This is a genomic window from Streptosporangium sp. NPDC004631, from assembly GCF_053601935.1.
Genome location: NZ_JBSGCR010000088.1, coordinates 1 through 1,027 on the forward strand (window position 1 = coordinate 1; position 1,027 = coordinate 1,027).

At 68.6% G+C, this 1,027-nt stretch carries 1 protein-coding gene; it reads left to right on the forward strand.

Going from position 1 to position 1,027, the window contains the following annotated elements; translation table 11 throughout:
* Positions 1-52: 52 nt before the first annotated feature.
* On the forward strand, positions 53-1,027 hold a 975-nt coding region (locus ACWEF2_RS31670), incomplete at its 3' end, for an IS30 family transposase (protein ID WP_453819919.1).

Consider the following 1,027-nt stretch of genomic DNA (forward strand, 5'->3'; position numbering starts at 1 on the left):
AGGGCGGATTCAATCGGTGCTCGCAACACTTCGTCCTTGGAGGTGTTGGCGAATGGGCCTGGGCAAGAAGCAGCAGGCTGTCCGGTTGTATCGCGGTCAGATCCCCTCGCCGGGACGGTCGACTGTCGCCTGGCGTGAGGACCGCGTCCGATTCTGGCAAGCGATCGCTCGTGGGGTGAGCTCGGAGGATGCCGCGGCAGAGATCGGCGTGTCGCCGGCAGTGGGGACGCGATGGTTTCGCCAGGCCGGCGGGGTGGGACCATGCCTTGCCCCGGCGGTGTCGGGCCGTTATCTGTCGTTCGCGGAGCGGGAAGAGATCGCATTATGCCGGGCTCAGAAGGTTGGCGTGCGCGAGATCGCACGGCGTCTGGGGCGGTCGCCGTCGACGATCTCACGTGAGCTCCGGCGCAACGCCTCGACGCGGACGTATGCCGTAGATTATCGCGCGACGGTCGCGCAATGGCACGCCGAGCGTCGAGCCCGGCGGCCGAAGACCGCCAAACTGGCGGTCAACCAGCGGCTGCGCGCGTATGTGCAGGAGCGGCTGGCCGGGGAGGTCCGCCACCCGGACGGCACGCCGGTGGCGGGGCCGCAGACGGCGCCCTGGAAGGGACGCAACAAACCCCGGCGTCAGGACCGCTGCTGGACGACATCGTGGAGCCCGGAACAGATCGCCCATCGGCTGAAGGTCGATTTCCCCGAGGATGACGCCATGCGGATCTCACACGAGGCGATCTACCAGGCCCTGTTCATCCAGGGGCGAGGAGCACTCAAGCGGGAGTTGGTCGCCTGCCTGCGCACCGGGCGTGCACTGCGGGTGCCGCGAGCACGCTCCCGGCAGAAGGCCGGCGGCCATGTCACTTCCGAGGTGTTGATCAGTGAGAGGCCCGCCGAGGCCGAAGACCGCGCGGTCCCGGGCCACTGGGAGGGTGATCTCATCATCGGCACCGGCCGGTCGGCGATCGGCACCCTGGTGGAGCGCACGACACGGTTCACCCTGCTGTTGCACCTGCCTCGGATGGAGGGC